A 15,752-nucleotide genomic window follows, 5' to 3' on the forward strand; every position below is an offset into this window, starting at 1 on the left:
AATGCCTGATCTCAATCTCTTTAAAGGACCAAACCCGCCTTGACTGGCGGGTTGGTATTGGCTGTCGTGCCGCAAGTGCCGCGGCATCCACTCTCAAATCCGCATTGGCATCACCACGTACTTGAAGGTTGAGTTCTCGGGAATCGTGAAGAGCGCTGAGCTGTTCGAGTCAGCGAGTTCCATCTTGACCATGTCCTGGTCCATGTTGGCCAGCGCATCGATCAGGTACGTGACGTTGAAGCCGATCTCGATGGCGTCGCCGCCGTAGTCGATATCGAGTTCATCAACGGCTTCTTCCTGCTCGGCATTGTTCGACGCGACACGCAGCGTGCCGGGTTCGATGTTCAGGCGCACGCCCTTGAACTTCTCGCTGGTGAGAATCGCAGTGCGCTGCAGGCTTGCGAGCAGCGGCGCGCGGCCCAGCGTAACGGTGTTCTTGTGGTTCTTCGGGATGACGCGGTTGTAGTCGGGGAACTTGCCCTCGACCAGCTTCGTCACGAACTCCATGCCATCAAAGCTGAACTTGGCCTGGTTGCTCGCAAACTGCATTTCGATCGCGCCTTCCTTGTCGGACAGGAGGCGCTGCATTTCGAGAACGGTCTTGCGCGGCAGGATCACTTCCTGGCGCGGGACCTCGACATCAAGCGTTGCATTCGCAAACGCCAGGCGGTGACCGTCAGTTGCGACGAGGCTCAGTTGCTTACCCTCTGCGACGAACAGGATCCCGTTGAGGTAGTAGCGGATGTCGTGCACGGCCATCGCGAACGAGACCTGGTTCAACAGGTCTTTCAAGGTCTTTTGCGGCACGCTGAACACGGGCCCGAAGCTGGGCGCTTCCTGCACCAACGGGAAATCTTCGGCGGGCAGCGTCTGCAATGTGAACTTGCTCTTGCCGCCTTTGAGGATCAGCTTGCTGGCGCTCGACTCAAGGCTCACGGTCTGGTCCGTTGGCATGGTGCGCAGGATGTCGATGAGCTTGCGTGCACCCACGGTGGTCGTGAAATTGCCGCTGTCGCCACCCAGATCGGCCGTTGTGCGGATCTGGATTTCCAGATCACTGGTGGTGAGTTGCAGGTTGCTTCCTGTCTTGCGGATCAGCACGTTGGCCAGGATCGGCAAGGTGTGCCTGCGCTCCACGATGCCAGCTACCGATTGCAGCACCGACAGCACTTTCTCTTGCGTTGCCTTCAGGACGATCATGTCTTCCTCTTCTTTAATATTCTTTAATTCAACTTAGTAGTAGTAGATAAGGGGCAGGCCCATCTGTGGACAACCGCTATTTTCCCCTTTTTCATCAAGCACTTGCCGAAATTAAAACCCTGTGGCGCTGGATGCGTTTCGTGTCGGCCGGGCGGGGACAACTTTCAGGTTTTGGCACGCCCTGTGGATAACGGGCAGGTTGTGCCAGAACTCTCCACAGGGTTGGCGGCGGCAAAATTTTTTATCCCTTCAGGGTCTGTTCGAGTACGTGGAGCTGCTGGTTCAACTCGGTCATCTGCTGGCGCTCGCCGCCGATCTTGCGCACGGCGTGCAAGACGGTGGTGTGGTCGCGGCCACCAAACAGCTCGCCGATCTCCGGCAGGCTCTTCTGGGTGAGTTCCTTGGCCAGGTACATAGCGATCTGGCGAGGCCGGGCAATCGAGGCCGGCCGCTTCTTGCTGTACATGTCGGCGACTTTGATCTTGTAATAGTCGGCCACGGTCTTCTGGATGTTCTCGACGCTGATCTGCCGGTTCTGTATGGAAAGCAGGTCTCGCAGGGCTTCCCGGGCGAGCTGGATCGAGATTTCCTTCTGGTTGAACCGCGAATAGGCCAGTATCTTGCGCAGCGCGCCTTCGAGTTCGCGCACGTTCGAGCGGACGTTCTTGGCCACGAAGAAGGCTACTTCCTCTGGCATCTCGACGCTTTCAACCCGAGCCTTGTTGATCAGGATGGCAACGCGCATTTCAAGCTCAGGCGGCTCGATCGCGACGGTCAGGCCCGAATCGAAGCGTGAAATCAGGCGTTCATGAATGTCTGTCAGGCCCTTGGGATAGGTGTCCGACGTCATCACGATGTGCGACTTTTTGGCGAGCAGCGCTTCAAAAGCGTTGAAGAATTCTTCCTGCGTCCGGTCTTTGTTGGCGAAGAACTGGACGTCATCGATGAGCAGCAGGTCGAGCGAGTGGTATTTCTCCTTGAACTCGTCGAATGTCTTGCGCTGGTAGGCCTTGACCACATCCGAAACAAACTGCTCCGCATGGATGTAGAGAACTTTGCTGCCAGGCTTGTCCTGCAGGAGTTTGTTGCCTACCGCGTGGACCAGGTGGGTCTTGCCGAGGCCCACACCGCCATAGATGAAAAGCGGGTTGTAAAGGTAGCCGGGTGTTGTGGCGACATGCATGGCTGCTGCCCGTGCCATCCGGTTTGCCGTGCCTTCGACAAGCGTATCAAAAGTCAGGGCCGTGTTCAGTCGGTTCTTGAAGCCGGCCGCGTTGGGGTCTTCGCTGATCTCCGGCGGTTCAGCCGCAGCGGCGGTTTCATTCGCGGCTGGCGGAGAATAAGTACGGGCGGATGATTCTCGAAGAGCGAGCGCTAACTCAAGCTGAACAGGTTGACCGTAAATCTTCTCAAGCAAGCTCGAGATCCTGCCAGCATATTGGGCGCGCACCCAATCAAGTTTGAAGCGGTTCGCCACAAACAGGGTTACCTTGGAAAAGTCGTCAGACACCTGGGCCGCCAGCGGCTTGATCCAGGTGTTGAACTGCTGTTCGGGCAGCTCTTGGGCGAGCTGGTCGATACAGGCCTGCCACAGGCTGTCGCCCGGGTTCAGGCTGGCGTGCGACGCCAGATGGTGTTGCCCCTCGCTCATTCTCGGCAGTTGCCTTCTTCTGTGGATATAGTCATTCTGGGAAGGCCGCGATTCTAGGTTATCTAAACCTTATCCACAAAGACGATTTCGCCATGACGTCATGTTTTGACAGCCGCAAACTGTTCTTGACATTCCCCTGCACGGCAGTGGTAACGGACAGCGCAATTGCCGGTCCGGTCGATTTGGACGATAATGCCGGGTTACCCCGAGAATCACCATGAAACGTACTTACCAACCTTCCAAAGTGCGCCGCGCTCGCACCCACGGCTTTCTCGTTCGCATGAAGACCCGCGGCGGCCGCGCTGTCATCAACGCTCGCCGCGCCAAGGGCCGCAAGCGCCTGGCTGTCTAAGCTGCCGGTTTTTCCACGCTGGCCGGCCTTGCGGCGCATGCAGCGGCTCAAGTCCCGGGCACAGTTCCAGGCCGTCCTGGCAGGGACAACTGTTTCCAGAACGGCGCATTTTGCGCTGCACAGGGCGCAGTTGGACGCGGTGGAACTGAATGCGCCTTCGACAATCACAGGGCCTGAGTCCAATGGACGCCAGGCCCTGTTTCTCGTGCGCGATGAAGCGTGGCTTGGCGCGATGATCCCCAAGCGCTGGGCCAAGCGTGCCGTGACCCGCAACACAATCAAACGCCAGATCTACGCCGTGTCGAGCCTTGCCGAGCCATCGTTGCAAGTCGCAGCGCACGTCGTGCGCCTGCGCGCCGGCTTTGATCGCAAGCAGTTCCCCAGCGCATCATCAGAAGCGCTCAAGCGCGTTGTCCGTGGCGAGCTGGAGCAGCTCTTTGCAAAGGCGCCGACGTGATTCGCATGCTGCTCATCGGTGTAGTGAAGGCCTATCGGCTGGTATTGAGCCCGTGGCTTGGGTCCAGCTGCCGTTTCACGCCCACGTGCTCGGCGTATTCGTTGCAGGCACTCGAGCGTCATGGCGCAATGACGGGCTCTTATCTGACACTGCATCGCCTTGCGCGCTGCAACCCCTGGTGTGAAGGCGGGCATGATCCTGTACCGCTTGAAAAGCGGCGCCTTTTCACCCATCTCGTGACACCCCTTTCGAAGAAGAAGTCTTGATGAACGACATTCGCCGCACCATCCTGTGGGTGATCTTTGGCTTTTCCATGGTGCTCTTGTGGGACCAGTGGCAGGTCCATAACGGCAACAAAGCCACCTTCTTCCCGTCGATGGGCAAACCCATCGCTGCAGCCAGTGCGCCAGCGGGAGCCGCCAGTGGCTCTTCCGCCGCAACGGCAAGCGCCAGCAGCGTGCCTGGCGCTTCGCCGGTGGCGGCCGCAGCTGCAGGCGCGACGCCGGTACCGGTCGCTGCGCCAGCGCCCGCAGCCCAGAAAGTCACGGTTACGACAGACCTGATGCGCATCACGTTTGATACGGCCGGCGGCTCGATTGTTCGCGAAGAACTGATCCATCAGCTGTCGGACGACAAGAAGAGCAATGTTGTGTTGCTCAATGACGCGCCTGGTCATCGCTATGTCGCCGAGACTGGCTTGATCGACGGCAACTTCCCGAATCACACGACGGCGATGACGTTTACCGGCGATCTGGAAATGAAGGCCGGCGCCAATGAGCTGGTGGCACGTTTCGAGTCGCCGGTGCAAGGTGGCGTGAAGCTGGTGAAAACCTACACCTTCCGTCGAGGCCACTATGAAGCAGTGGTCCGTCATGAAGTCACCAATGTTGGAACAACGCCTGTGACGCCTCGGGTGTATATGCAGATCGTGCGCGATGGCAGCAAGCTGGAGGCAGGCGGTTCGTTTTTCAGCAACCCCACCTCGACTTACACCGGCCCGGCGATCTTCACGGAAGAAAAGAAGTACCAGAAGGTCGAATTCGCCGACATCGAGAAGAACAAGGCCGATTACGCCAAAGAGTCCGCCAGCGGCTACGTAGCCATGGTTCAGCATTATTTTGCGAGCGCGTGGATTCTCCCCGCTGGCGTGAAGCGCGAAAATTTCGTCCGCAAGATTGACACCAATATGTATTCGGTGGGCGTGATGTCTCAATTGCCGGCAATAGCGCCCGGCGCAACGCAGACGCTGGACGCCACGTTCTTTGCCGGTCCCCAGGAAGAAACGAAGCTGGAGAAAATCACGCCCGACCTGGAGCGCGTGAAGGACTACGGCATGTTCCACATCATTGCCAAGCCGCTGTACTGGCTGCTCGCGACACTGCATGGCTACCTCGGCAACTGGGGCTGGTCGATCATGGCGCTGGTGCTGCTGATCAAGATCGCGTTCTACTGGCTGCAAGCCAAGGGCTACCAGAGCATGGCCAAGATGAAGGCCATCAATCCACGCATCATGGCCATGCGCGAGCGCTACAAGGACAAGCCGCAGGAAATGCAGCAGGAGATGATGAAGATCTACCGCGAGGAGAAGGTCAACCCGATGGGCGGTTGCTTGCCCATCATGGTCCAGATCCCCGTGTTCATCGCGCTCTACTGGGTGTTGCTGTCCAGTGTTGAAATGCGTGGCGCACCGTGGGTGGGCTGGATCCACGATCTTTCCGCACCGGATCCCTTCTTTGTCCTGCCGCTGGTCATGACGCTGACAACGCTGTTGCAAACGGCGCTGAACCCGACACCGCCCGACCCGATGCAGGCCAAGATGATGTGGCTGATGCCGCTGGCTTTCAGCGTGATGTTCTTCTTCTTCCCGTCGGGACTGGTGCTCTACTGGATCACGAACAACGTGTTGTCGATTGCCCAGCAGTGGCTGATCAACACCCGCATGGGTGTCCCACCGGAATTCAACCTTCCGAAGTTCAGGTAAGTACTGGATAAAAAAATCGGGCCGCTGACGCGGCCCTTTTTCTTTTCCGGACAATACGCATCATGCTCACGCGACAGGCACAACCGATTGCTGCTATCGCCACGGCGGCCGGCCGTGGCGCCGTCGGCATCGTGCGTGTGTCCGGCGCATCGGTGGGGCCGCTGATTCACGCTATCTGCGCACGCACGCTCAAGCCTCGTGAAGCGACCTACCTGCCCTTGCGTGCCAGTGACGGCAGCATCATCGACCACGGCATTGCAATCCATTTCCCCGCGCCCAATTCATACACCGGCGAAGATGTTCTTGAACTACAGGCGCACGGCGGCCCCGTCGTCATGCAGCTGTTGCTCGCCCGCTGCCTGGAGGCGGGAGCTGACATGCAAGTGCGTGTTGCTGAACCAGGCGAATTCACGCAACGCGCATTCCTCAACGACAAGATCGACCTGGCGCAAGCCGAAGCAGTCGCGGACCTGATAGACGCCAGCACCGAGACGGCTGCGCGCAGCGCCGCTCGTTCGTTGTCCGGCGAATTTTCGAGTGACATCCATGGCCTGCGCGACGAACTGATCACCCTCAGGATGCTGGTCGAAGCAACGCTTGATTTTCCGGAAGAAGAAATAGATTTCCTGCAGAAGGCAGACGCGCAAGGCCAGCTCGATGGGCTGCAGCGGGGCCTTGCAACGGTGATGCAACGCGCAAAGCAGGGGGCGCTGCTGTGCGAAGGCATCAAGGTGGTGATCGCTGGCCAGCCTAACGCGGGCAAGAGCTCGCTACTCAATGCGCTCGCCGGCGCCGAGCTCGCGATCGTCACGCCGATCGCCGGAACAACGCGCGATGTCGTCAGCCAGACGATCCAGATCGAGGGGGTCCCGCTTCACGTAATCGACACCGCAGGCCTGCGCGAGAGCGACGACCAGGTTGAAAAAATTGGCATCGCGCGTGCGTGGGGGCAGATCGAGGAAGCCGATGCGGTACTGTTCCTGCGCGATCTGACGCGGGCTGGCCAGCCCGACTACGAGGCGGATGATGCTGCGATCGCTCGCGAGCTGGCAGCAAAGCTGGGCGCGCGCGTCACGGTGATCGATATCTGGAACAAGGCAGACGCGGTCGAGCCGCGCGCCGCGGCTGGCGCACTATGTCTTTCAGCCAAAACAGGCGCAGGCCTGGACACACTACGCCGCAAGTTGCTGGAGGTCGCAGGATGGCAGTCTGCGCCAGAAGGCGTCTACATCGCGCGTGAGCGCCACGTCCATGCGTTGCGCCGGGTTGAAGGCCACCTGCGCGAGGCAGCAAGCCTGCTTGCACTGCAGGCGAATGCACTGGACTTGCTTGCCGAAGAGCTGCGACTCGCCCAGAACGCGCTCAACGAAATCACTGGTGAGTTCACGCCGGACGACCTGCTCGGTGTGATCTTCTCGCGCTTTTGCATCGGCAAGTAGCGCAGCAAATCTACAATCCGCGCACCGTTTTCTTGCGGGACACACAATGACCCAATGGCTCTTTGCGCGACGTATCGTTGCGCTCGCCTCGCTATGCGCAGGCGTCGCGTTGACCGCTTTTGCAGCACCGCCTGTTGCCCCGGTGCGCGACACCCCGCAGACCTATCACGGCGTCACCCTGCACGACCCGTATCGCTACATGGAAAATGTGCGCGACCCTGAGGTCAAAGCGTGGCTGTTGAGCCAGGGCACGTTCGCCCGCGCTGCACTGGACCGCATTGCGGGGCGCGACAAATTGGAGCAGCGAATCGCGCAGCTGTCAGCCGCCAGCGGCGATACCGTTCGCGATCTGATTCGTATGCCCGGCGAGCGCATCTTCTATTTGAAGCGGCCAGCCCGTGCGAAACAGGCGCGCCTGATGATGCGAGTCGGCCTGCACGGCGCCGAGCGGTTGCTGGTGAATCCGGAAGTGCAAGCCGCGCAAACAGGTGTGCCCCACTCGATCAACTATTTCGTGCCGTCGTGGGATGGGCAGCATGTGGCTTTCGGCATGTCGGCCGGCGGCTCGGAGGATGCGTCGCTGTACGTCCTCAATGTCACGACGGGCAAGCTGCTCGGCGCGCCCATCGCGCGCGTGCGTGAGCCCAATGTCAGCTGGACACCCGACAGCCAGTTCGTGTCTTACAACCAGCTCAAGGTCATCGGCCCGGAAGACGCCGAAACCGAGACCTATCTCGACAGCCGCGTGATGCTTCTGAAGGTCGGCGCTCCCGAGGCATCGGCGCGCGCCGTTTTCGGCCCGACAGTAACGCCCCAGCTTGGGCTTGCGCGTCTCGATGTGGGCAGCCTGCTATTCACCCCCGGCAGCCCCTGGGTAGTGGCGCGCACGACAGACACGACGTTGCCTGAAGGCAGCCTCTTCGTCGCGAAGGTGAGCGAGCTCGAGCGCGGCGGCGCGGTCGCCTGGCGCCAGGTCGCCAGCTTTGAAGACCGCGTGGTCGATATTGAGTTGCGCGGTGATGACTTGTACATGCGCACATTCAAGGGCGCGCCCCGCTACAAGGTCATGAAGCTCGACTTGCGCACGCCTGTGCTTGCCAATGCCGTCGACGTCGCACAGGCTCCGCAGGACGGCGTGATCGAAGGCTTCGCCTTGACCCGGGACGGCCTCATTGCCGCCGTGCGGGAAAGCACGGCCATTGGACTGCGACGCTATCCTGCGGGCGATCGTGAGGGTCGCGCCATGAAGATGCCCTTTGTGGGCGCTGCCGGACTTCTCGCCGATCCGGCGCACGTCTATGGCGACGTGCTCTATTCGATGTCCGGCTGGACCCAGCCTGAGCGCATTTTTCAACTCAACGGCGAGGTTTCCGTCGACACCAGGCTGCAACGCGTGAGCACAGGCAGCGCGCTCACCGGCGTCGTTGTTGAAGAGTACAAGGTGCCCAGCCACGACGGTGCACTGGTGCCGATGACAGTGCTCTATCGCAAAGGCTTGAAGCGTGACGGCAGCAATCCGACCCTGCTCGATGGCTACGGCGCGTACGGTTTTTCCGAGACGGCGCACTTCGATCCCGCGAGCATGGCGTGGCTCGAAAGAGGCGGCGTGCTTGCTTTCGCCAATGTGCGCGGCAGCGGCGTCTATGGCGAACCGTGGCGCGCGGCGGGATTCAAAAGCACAAAGCCCAACACCTGGAAGGACGGCATTGCCTGCGCGCAATACCTCATCGCACAAGGATTCGCATCGCCGCGCACATTGGCCGTGACAGGTGGCAGTGCCGGTGGCATCTTTGCGGGCCGGGTGGTGACCACGGCGCCGCAGCTTTTTGCGGCAGCCGTTTTCAATGTCGGCACCATGGACTCGATCCGCTCGGAGGAAAGCGCGAACGGCATCACCAACATTTCTGAATTCGGCACCGTCAAGAAGCCCGACGAGTTCCGTGCGCTGCTTGAAATGAGCACGTACCACCACATCCAGGATGCAACGGCGTACCCGGCCGTGATGTTTGTGCACGGCTTGAACGACCCACGGGTCGAGGTGTGGGAAAGCGCCAAGGCGGCTGCACGCTTTCAGGCGGCGACGGCAAGCGCGAAACCTGTCCTGCTTCGCCTGGATGCCCAGGCCGGGCACGGGATCGGCAGCACCGCGACGCAGCGCCATGCCATGCGTGCGGACATCTACAGCTTCTTGCTGTGGCAGATGGGCAAGACACAGCAGGCGCCGTGAAGCGGCGTTACATGTGGCGCTGCTGAGGTTTCAGGTGTAAGGACCAGTTAGGGCCACTTGTAGGCCCGCGGTGCGGGCATTACTGTCGGCCCATGAACGCGCCACTTCACCTTCCGCTGAGGTTCGATTTGCAGGGGCTGGTCCAGGCGACCAACACCGCAGTGTCGAATGACGCTTTCACCCCGTCGCTCACGCCCGCGCAGTGGGAACTGCTGGGTGGGTATCTCACCCCCTTCGCGCTCAAGCAGGGGCAGGTGCTCATCGAGCAGGGCGCGCTGGACCGGACGCTTTATATCGTTGAGTCGGGCCAGCTCAGTGTTCACTACAAGGACGGCAAGGAGCGTGTGCGCCTGGCGATCGTGGGGCCGGGCTCGGCGGTGGGGGAGGGCTCGTTCTTCACGCGCGGCGCCCGCAGCGCCACCGTTCAGGCAGCCGGACCGTCGAAGATCTGGTGCCTGACGCCGATACGCTTTACCGAACTCAGCAACCGCCAGCCAGCCGTTGCGCTCGAAATTGCGCTGGCGCTGGGCTCGCTGGTTGCGCGGCGCCTGGTCAACAAACCCAAGCGCGTGGCAGTCACCTGACCGCGTGGTCGGGCAATTAATTCACGGACCGCGGGGAACAACGGCATTCCTGATACATATCTGGCAGAAAAAGTTGGTGGCAAGTTCATGGGCCCGTCTTAAACTGTGGAGCCCCTGATGAAGTATGTTGCGTGCGCTGCCATTGGCACAGCACGGCGCATGCGGAAAGCTCCACCATGTCATTGATCAGCTGGTTGTTTCCCTCCATCGAACGCAAAAAAGTGACGAAGCCGCAGCTGCCAGACAGCTCGGGCCTCTCGCGCATGGACCCGACCCGTCCGGTAGGGCGCGCCGGCGCCAAGGAGCCGCACCCTGTCAGTAACGGACAGCCAGCCAATCGCAAGAATGAACGCATGGCGCGGCGCGAATTGCTGTATTCAGTGGTGCGCGACGCAATGATGCGCGCCGGCGTTTTGTCGGCCAGCTACAAGTTCAAGGTGCTGTCACTTGACCCGCGTGGCAGGCAGTTCCTGGTGATGGTTGACCTTGCGCGCGACTTCGGTGGCGAGACGATGCGTCTGGCCGAGATCGAGGCCATGATTGCGCAGGGCGCCAAGTCCCGGCACGACATTCTCGTGACGGCGGTGTACTGGCGCATCAACGAGCATGTCGCCGTGGGCGATCCGCAGGCGGCCCCTTCCCGTGCGCGAGCAGGCACCCCCTCGAGCCCGATGCCGCTCGAATCCCAACCCGCACCGCTGGAGTCGGCACCTGCTGCACTGTTGCAACCCGCCGCTGCGCACGGTGCGGCGCGCTATGAGCCCTTGCTGGCCGATGAAGTGGCCGCTTTCAAGCAGGCATTGGCCGCGGGCGCCTCCCCGCGCGAAGCCGCATCGGCAACGTCCGCTGCGGCAGTGGCGCAAAAGGCAGCCGTGGCAGGCATGGCAGCGAGTGCCGCTGCGAGTGCCGCGCAAAACGGTGTCGGCCCAGGTGCCAATCATGGAGCGACCGCCCGCGCGTTCGACGGCTCTGCCAAGCACGGACCCCAGAGCTATACCCTGCTCACCGGCTTCGAAGACACCGAAATGCCGGAGACGTCTGGTGAGCGGGCTCCGCTCCTGTCGGGCACACAGTACGGCGAGCTGAACTGACGCCCGGCGCGCGAGGAGGGCTTTGCCGACGCGTTGCGTTGCGCACCCTCACGCCTACAATTCCCCTCCTGGCAGGGCCGTAGTCCGGGAGCACAACGATGAATGTGGAACAGCTGGTCAACGCGATCGGCGCGCTTGAAAGCACCGACGCGCTGCAGTGCAAGCTGACGCTGGACGAATGGAAAACGCTGGCACCCTACCTGTCGATGCGCTTCCTGAAGGAAGGCGATCCGTTGATGCGTGAAGGCGAGTGCGAGCGCGAGTTGTTCATCCTTGCCGACGGCGAGCTCAAAGTATCCATCCTTGGCAACACGATTGCAACGTTGGTCGCGGGCACCGTTGTCGGGGAAGGCACCTTCTTCTCGGGCGCCCCCCGCAGCGCGACGGTCACGCCGTCCGGCCCTGGCGTAGCGTGGGGCCTGAACTGGGACAAGTTCAACGCCATGACCAACAAGCACCCCAAACTGGCCGTGGACCTGGTCAGCAGCCTGGCTGCGGTGCTGGCCATCAGGATGCGCGAAGCGATCCTCGTGGGCAACTTCACCTGAGTAGCTGCTAGCCGCCCAGCAGCTTTTGTTCGGCCATGGCCAGCGTCTCTGGCCTGCCAGACAGCACGAGCGTATCGCCATCTTCGAGGGGTGGATCTGCTTGCGGATCGACAGGCTTGCCATTGCTTCTGCGCAAGCTGACGACCCGAACGCCCATGGCGTGCAGGGCGAAGTGGCTGATCGCGTGGCCCAGCGACCCGGCGCCGAGCGGCAGCGTCACCGTGGCCAGGCGCTCGGTGTCCCGCTCGTCAACCGAGTCATCGTCGGCGCCGTGGAAGTATCCGCGCAAGAGGCTGTAACGCTCGTCGCGCTGGTCTTGCACGATGCGGATCACGCGGCGCATCGGCACGCCCACCAGGGCGAGGGCATGGCTTGCCAGCATGAGCGAGCCCTCCAGCGCCTCTGGCACCACTTCGGTAGCGCCGGCAGCCTGGAGTTTCTCCAGGTCGCGGTCGTCCTGGGTGCGCACGATCACCGGCACCTGCGGCGCATGAGATCGCGTGTTGGCCAGCACTTTCATGGCACCCGGAATGTCGAGGTAAGTCACGACAACGGCGCTCGCACGCGCCATACCGGCGGCCATCAGCGCCTGCAGCCGGGCGGCGTCGCCGAACACCACCGAGTCGCCTGCAGCTGCAGCCTGGCGCACCCGATCGGGGTCGAGATCGAGTGCCATGTAAGGAATGCCCTCTCGCTCAAGCACGCGCGCCAGATTCTGGCCGCAGCGCCCGTAGCCGCAGATGATCACGTGCTTGTTCGAGTTGATCGACTTGCGCGCAATCGTCGTCATCTGCAGCGACTGCTGCAGCCACTCGCTGGCGACCAGCTTCATCACGATGCGGTTGGAATACATGATGATGAAAGGCGTCGCCAGCATGGACAGCACCATGCTCGCCAGGATCGGGTTGAGCAGCGTGGGTGGCACCAGGCTGTTTTGCTGCGCCAGCGTCAGCAGCACGAAGCCGAACTCACCCGCCTGCGCCAGGTAGAGGCCCGTGCGCAGTGAGACACCCGTTGACGCGCCGAGCGCGCGCGCCAGGCCAGTGACCAGCACCAGTTTGAAGAACACAGGCACTGTGGTGAGGAACAGCACAAGCGCCCAGTTTTGTGCCACCAGGCGCCAGTCGAGCAGCATGCCGATGGTGATGAAGAACAGACCCAGCAAGACATCATGGAAAGGGCGGATGTCGGTTTCGACCTGATGCTTGTATTCCGTCTCGGAGATCAGCATGCCCGCAATGAAGGCTCCCAGCGCAAGTGACAGGCCCGCCAGCTCGGTGAGCCACGCCAGGCCCAGCGTCACCATCAACAGGTTCAGCACGAAGAGCTCCTGGCTCTTGCGGCGCGCGACCAGCGTCAGCCACCACCGCATCACGCGCTGGCCGCCAACGAGCAGCACCGTGATCAGGGCGACCGCCTTGACACTCGCGATGGCCAGTGCGGTGAACAGCAAATCAGGCGACGAGCCCAGCGCGGGCACAAGCACCAGCAGTGGCACCACCGCCAAGTCCTGAAACAGCAAGACGCCCATCACACGTTTGCCGTGCTCGGTCTCCAGCTCCAGACGCTCGGACAACAGCTTGACCACGATGGCTGTGCTGCTCATGGCGAGCGCACCTGACAGCGCCACGGCGATGCGCCAGTCGATCTGCCACACCGACGGCGCGATCGAAGCGAGAACCAGCGAGCCGAGCGTGATCAGGATGATCGTCAGCGCTACCTGGAACAAGCCGAGCCCGAACACGTGCTTTCGCATCGCGCGCAACTTCGACAGGTTGAATTCCAGCCCGATCACGAACATCAGGAACACAACGCCGAATTCACCCAGGTGAGTCAGGGCCTCAGGGTGGTCGCCCAGGGCCAGCGCGTTCGGCCCGACGATGACGCCCACCACGAGGTAGCCCAGCATCGGAGGCAGGCGCAGCGTGCGGCACGCAACCACGCCAAGCACGGCGGCGACCAGATAGAGCAGCGTCAGCTCGAGCGAGGACATTCCTGCATGCTACCAAGCGGGCGCTGCGCGCCTCGATAGAATCCGCGAATGAATCCTTCCGCAGCCGAGGGCGCGTTCGATCCGCAACGGGCGCTGCAGCTCGCCCTGGAGACCTTTGACATCGAGGCTGCTGCGGTGCTGGGCCTGAAGCAGCGCATCAACGCGTCGTTTCCCAAAGCCGTGGAGCTCATGCTCCATGTGCGCGGCCGCGTGGTCGTGATGGGCATGGGCAAGAGCGGGCATGTGGGCCGCAAGATTGCCGCAACGCTCGCCTCGACGGGCACACCTGCGATGTTCGTCCATCCGGCCGAGGCCAGCCATGGCGACCTCGGGATGATCAAGCCGATCGATCTCGTGCTTGCCGTTTCGAACAGCGGAGAGGTCGATGAAGTCACCACACTGCTGCCCGTGATCAAGCGCATGGGCACGCCGATCGTTGCCATGACGGGCAATGCTGCATCCACACTGGCGCGTCACGCCGACGTCGTGCTTGATAGCAGCGTCGAGAAAGAAGCCTGCCCCCTGCAACTTGCACCGACAGCCAGCACGACGGCGCAGCTCGCACTCGGCGACGCCCTGGCAGTGGCGCTGCTGGACGCGCGTGGCTTTCGCACGGAAGACTTCGCCCGCTCGCACCCGGGTGGCGCGCTCGGGCGAAAATTGCTCACCCACCTGTCGGATGTCATGCGCACCGGCGACGCCGTTCCCAGCGTCGCGCACGACGCAACGTTCACGGCGCTGATGCGCGAGATGAGCGCAAAAGGGCTGGGCGCGGCGGCTGTGGTCGATGCGCAGAACCAGGTGCTTGGCATCTTCACCGACGGCGACCTGCGCCGGTTGATCGAGCAGGGGCTCGACCTTCGAGCCATGAGCGCACGCGAGGTGATGCACCCGAACCCCCGCACCATCCGGCACGACGCACTGGCAGTCGAGGCAGCAGAGCTGATGGAGCTGAACCGGATCACGAGCGTGCTGGTCGTGGACGCACAAGGGCGCCTTTGTGGCGCCGTGAACAGCAACGACTTGATGCGGGCCAAGGTGATCTGATGCCTGCGCTGCACTTCGAACCTGAGCTCTTGCTGCGCGCACAAGGCGTTCGCGTGGCGTTCTTCGATGTCGATGGCGTCTTGACCGACGGTGGCCTCTATATGTCCGAACAGGGCGAGACGCTCAAGCGATTCAACATCCTCGACGGATTGGGCTTGAAGCTGCTGCAGCGCGCCGGAATCACCCCGGCAGTCATTACGGGGCGCGACTCGCCGCCGTTGCGCGCACGCCTGGCGGCGCTCGGGGTGACTCACGTGCACTACGGCACGGAAGATAAGGCGCCAGCTGCACTCAAGACGCTGCATGAGCTGGGCCTGGACTGGACGCAAGCGGCCGCCATGGGTGACGACTGGCCCGACCTGCCCGTGTTGTCGCGCTGTGCCTTCGCCGGCGCCCCTGCCAATGCACATGCGGAAGTGAAGGCGATCGCCCACTACGTCACCACCGCGCGCGGCGGCGAAGGCGCGGCGCGTGAGTTCTCGGACGTGTTGCTGGTCGCTTCTGGCCGCTATGCAGACTTGCTGGAAAGCTACGCTTGAGCACACTGGCAGCGCGCATCCCGACGTGGCGCATCGTGCGGTCCGGCTGGGAACGCGCGTCTGTTTACCTGCCGATCATCCTCATGGGAGTCATGGCGCTGGGTACTTACTGGCTTGCCCGAAGCACGCCGACAGCGGGCCCACTGCAAGCGCAAAAGGCAGCGCGGCACGAGCCGGATTCGATCATGCGCGGCTTCTCCGTGAAGACCTTCGATGCCCAGGGGCGCCTGAAGAGCGAAGTGTTCGGCAAGGAGGCGCGGCACTACCCCGACACCGACACGTTCGAGATCGACGAGCCACGAGTGCGCTCGTTCAACCAGCGCGATGAGCTCACCGTGGCGACGGCCAAGTCAGGCATCAGCAACGCCGACGGCTCCGAGGTGCAACTCATCGGCAATGCCATCGTCACGCGTGACGCCACCGTCGACAAGGAGGGCCGTGGTCGCCCTCGCCTGGTGTTTCGCGGCGAATTCCTGCACGTGTTCGTCGAGACAGAGCATGTGAGGTCGCACAAGCCCGTGGAGCTCACCCGTGGCAACGACACCTTCAACGCCGACAGCATGGAATTCGACAATATCGAGCAGGTCATGGAACTCAAGGGCCGGGTGCGCGGCGTGTTGCAGCCTGGCAAGAAATGAGCGCG

15 protein-coding genes are annotated in these 15,752 nt (G+C 62.1%); 12 read left to right on the forward strand and 3 right to left on the reverse strand.

What is annotated here, in order from left to right:
* Positions 1-93: 93 nt before the first annotated feature.
* Entirely contained in the window at positions 94-1,200 is a 1,107-nt protein-coding gene (gene dnaN / locus GHT07_RS06335; RefSeq protein WP_153584219.1) for a DNA polymerase III subunit beta, read from the reverse strand.
* Positions 1,201-1,441: 241 nt separating this feature from the next.
* On the reverse strand, positions 1,442-2,851 hold the full coding sequence (gene dnaA / locus GHT07_RS06340) for a chromosomal replication initiator protein DnaA (RefSeq protein WP_153584220.1): 1,410 nt from the start codon (positions 2,849-2,851) through the stop codon (positions 1,442-1,444).
* A gap of 217 nt (positions 2,852-3,068) precedes the next feature.
* Between dnaA and rpmH the strand changes: the two genes are divergently transcribed.
* The 9 genes from rpmH (at position 3,069) to GHT07_RS06385 (ending at position 11,530) form a co-directional block, all read left to right on the forward strand.
* Positions 3,069-3,203, forward strand: a complete 135-nt coding sequence (rpmH, locus tag GHT07_RS06345) for a 50S ribosomal protein L34 (protein ID WP_027101598.1) — start codon at positions 3,069-3,071, stop codon at positions 3,201-3,203.
* A gap of 37 nt (positions 3,204-3,240) precedes the next feature.
* Positions 3,241-3,660, forward strand: coding sequence for a ribonuclease P protein component (locus GHT07_RS06350; protein WP_153584221.1), 420 nt, complete (start codon positions 3,241-3,243; stop codon positions 3,658-3,660).
* Positions 3,661-3,665: 5 nt separating this feature from the next.
* Positions 3,666-3,926, forward strand: coding sequence for a membrane protein insertion efficiency factor YidD (yidD, locus tag GHT07_RS06355; RefSeq protein ID WP_153584315.1), 261 nt, complete (start codon positions 3,666-3,668; stop codon positions 3,924-3,926).
* Entirely contained in the window at positions 3,926-5,641 is a 1,716-nt protein-coding gene (yidC, locus tag GHT07_RS06360; RefSeq protein WP_153584222.1) for a membrane protein insertase YidC, read from the forward strand. The genes yidD and yidC overlap by 1 nt, the downstream gene beginning before the upstream one ends.
* A gap of 62 nt (positions 5,642-5,703) precedes the next feature.
* Entirely contained in the window at positions 5,704-7,080 is a 1,377-nt protein-coding gene (gene mnmE / locus GHT07_RS06365) for a tRNA uridine-5-carboxymethylaminomethyl(34) synthesis GTPase MnmE (RefSeq protein WP_153584223.1), read from the forward strand.
* A 46-nt stretch (positions 7,081-7,126) separates the two neighbouring features.
* The gene (locus tag GHT07_RS06370; protein ID WP_153584224.1) at positions 7,127-9,307 is read left to right on the forward strand and encodes a prolyl oligopeptidase family serine peptidase; all 2,181 of its coding nucleotides are present in this window, start codon (positions 7,127-7,129) and stop codon (positions 9,305-9,307) included.
* A 92-nt stretch (positions 9,308-9,399) separates the two neighbouring features.
* Positions 9,400-9,891, forward strand: a complete 492-nt coding sequence (locus GHT07_RS06375; RefSeq protein ID WP_153584225.1) for a Crp/Fnr family transcriptional regulator — start codon at positions 9,400-9,402, stop codon at positions 9,889-9,891.
* A gap of 176 nt (positions 9,892-10,067) precedes the next feature.
* On the forward strand, positions 10,068-10,982 hold the full coding sequence (locus GHT07_RS06380; protein ID WP_228488204.1) for a hypothetical protein: 915 nt from the start codon (positions 10,068-10,070) through the stop codon (positions 10,980-10,982).
* Positions 10,983-11,080: 98 nt separating this feature from the next.
* On the forward strand, positions 11,081-11,530 hold the full coding sequence (locus GHT07_RS06385) for a Crp/Fnr family transcriptional regulator (RefSeq protein WP_153584226.1): 450 nt from the start codon (positions 11,081-11,083) through the stop codon (positions 11,528-11,530).
* 7 nt (positions 11,531-11,537) lie between these two features.
* Here the strand turns inward: GHT07_RS06385 and GHT07_RS06390 are convergent, their stop codons facing one another.
* The gene (locus GHT07_RS06390) at positions 11,538-13,523 is read right to left on the reverse strand and encodes a monovalent cation:proton antiporter-2 (CPA2) family protein (protein WP_153584227.1); all 1,986 of its coding nucleotides are present in this window, start codon (positions 13,521-13,523) and stop codon (positions 11,538-11,540) included.
* Between the two features lie 48 nt (positions 13,524-13,571).
* Between GHT07_RS06390 and GHT07_RS06395 the strand changes: the two genes are divergently transcribed.
* Genes GHT07_RS06395 through lptC form a run of 3 tightly spaced genes read left to right on the forward strand, consistent with a single transcriptional unit; the run spans position 13,572 to position 15,747 of the window.
* Complete coding sequence (locus GHT07_RS06395; RefSeq protein WP_153584228.1) at positions 13,572-14,570, forward strand: KpsF/GutQ family sugar-phosphate isomerase; 999 nt, start codon at positions 13,572-13,574, stop codon at positions 14,568-14,570.
* The gene (locus tag GHT07_RS06400; RefSeq protein WP_153584229.1) at positions 14,570-15,109 is read left to right on the forward strand and encodes a KdsC family phosphatase; all 540 of its coding nucleotides are present in this window, start codon (positions 14,570-14,572) and stop codon (positions 15,107-15,109) included. Before GHT07_RS06395 ends, GHT07_RS06400 begins: the two co-directional genes overlap by 1 nt.
* Positions 15,106-15,747, forward strand: a complete 642-nt coding sequence (gene lptC / locus GHT07_RS06405; RefSeq protein WP_228488205.1) for an LPS export ABC transporter periplasmic protein LptC — start codon at positions 15,106-15,108, stop codon at positions 15,745-15,747. The genes GHT07_RS06400 and lptC overlap by 4 nt, the downstream gene beginning before the upstream one ends.
* The last annotated feature ends 5 nt before the right edge of the window (positions 15,748-15,752 follow it).

It is taken from the genome of Caenimonas koreensis DSM 17982, from assembly GCF_009646335.1.
GTDB lineage: Bacteria > Pseudomonadota > Gammaproteobacteria > Burkholderiales > Burkholderiaceae_C > Ramlibacter > Ramlibacter koreensis.

Excerpts from the sequence above, each read along its gene's own strand:
- dnaN (WP_153584219.1), bottom strand. The coding sequence starts at position 1,200 with ATGATCGTCCTGAAGGCAACGCAAGAGAAAGTGCTGTCGGTGCTGCAA.
- dnaA (WP_153584220.1), bottom strand. The coding sequence starts at position 2,851 with ATGAGCGAGGGGCAACACCATCTGGCGTCGCACGCCAGCCTGAACCCG.
- rpmH (WP_027101598.1), top strand. The coding sequence starts at position 3,069 with ATGAAACGTACTTACCAACCTTCCAAAGTGCGCCGCGCTCGCACCCAC.
- GHT07_RS06350 (WP_153584221.1), top strand. The coding sequence starts at position 3,241 with ATGCAGCGGCTCAAGTCCCGGGCACAGTTCCAGGCCGTCCTGGCAGGG.
- yidD (WP_153584315.1), top strand. The coding sequence starts at position 3,666 with ATGCTGCTCATCGGTGTAGTGAAGGCCTATCGGCTGGTATTGAGCCCG.
- yidC (WP_153584222.1), top strand. The coding sequence starts at position 3,926 with ATGAACGACATTCGCCGCACCATCCTGTGGGTGATCTTTGGCTTTTCC.
- mnmE (WP_153584223.1), top strand. The coding sequence starts at position 5,704 with ATGCTCACGCGACAGGCACAACCGATTGCTGCTATCGCCACGGCGGCC.
- GHT07_RS06370 (WP_153584224.1), top strand. The coding sequence starts at position 7,127 with ATGACCCAATGGCTCTTTGCGCGACGTATCGTTGCGCTCGCCTCGCTA.
- GHT07_RS06375 (WP_153584225.1), top strand. The coding sequence starts at position 9,400 with ATGAACGCGCCACTTCACCTTCCGCTGAGGTTCGATTTGCAGGGGCTG.
- GHT07_RS06380 (WP_228488204.1), top strand. The coding sequence starts at position 10,068 with ATGTCATTGATCAGCTGGTTGTTTCCCTCCATCGAACGCAAAAAAGTG.
- GHT07_RS06385 (WP_153584226.1), top strand. The coding sequence starts at position 11,081 with ATGAATGTGGAACAGCTGGTCAACGCGATCGGCGCGCTTGAAAGCACC.
- GHT07_RS06390 (WP_153584227.1), bottom strand. The coding sequence starts at position 13,523 with ATGTCCTCGCTCGAGCTGACGCTGCTCTATCTGGTCGCCGCCGTGCTT.
- GHT07_RS06395 (WP_153584228.1), top strand. The coding sequence starts at position 13,572 with ATGAATCCTTCCGCAGCCGAGGGCGCGTTCGATCCGCAACGGGCGCTG.
- GHT07_RS06400 (WP_153584229.1), top strand. The coding sequence starts at position 14,570 with ATGCCTGCGCTGCACTTCGAACCTGAGCTCTTGCTGCGCGCACAAGGC.